The following is a 644-nucleotide window of genomic DNA, read 5'->3' on the forward strand; positions in this document are numbered from 1 at the left end:
ACGAGATGGTGCGCACCGGCTGGGAAGCCCGCCGCGCGGCGGGCGCGTAGCGGCTCAACGCGGGGCGGCGGCGCTCGCGCGCACGACGAGCCGGGCCGGGATGATCGTCATCCCGCGCGCCCCGTGCTCGATGCCGTGGACGAGCGCAGTGACCGCCGCCGCGCCGAGTTCGTCGAACTCCTGGCGCACGGTGGTGAGCGGCGGGCGGTAGTCCGCGGCATCCGCCACATCGTCGAAGCCGACGACGCTCACGTCGTCGGGCACCGCGCGGCCGGCCTCGGCGAGCGCCCGCAGCGCTCCGAGGGCCATCTGGTCGTTCGCGGCGAACAGCGCAGTGACCCCCGGGCGTCGGGCGAGCGCGGCGGCCGCCTGGAATCCGGATGCCRCTGTCCAGTCTCCGCGCAGAACTTCGGGCACCTCGGCGCCGGCCACCTGCAGCGCCTCGCGCCACCCGCGCTCGCGCTCGGCCGCCGCGAACGAGCCTGCCGGACCGGCGAGATGCCACACGGTCGCGTGCCCGAGGCTCAGCAGATGCGCGGTCGCCGCTGCGGCTCCGGCGGCGTGATCGGTCTGCACGACGGCGTAGCGGTCGTCGGCCGGAGAGTCCACGACGACGAGGGCGAGGCCCGCCGGCGCGCCGGCGC

Annotated in this window: 1 protein-coding gene; it reads right to left on the reverse strand. The window is 76.8% G+C overall.

What is annotated here, in order from left to right:
- Positions 1-54: 54 nt before the first annotated feature.
- Positions 55-644: substrate-binding domain-containing protein (locus AC1DVT_RS20525; protein WP_477391277.1), on the reverse strand; the 590-nt coding region annotated here is incomplete at its 5' end.

This window comes from Microbacterium sp. P2_F9, from assembly GCF_056403635.1.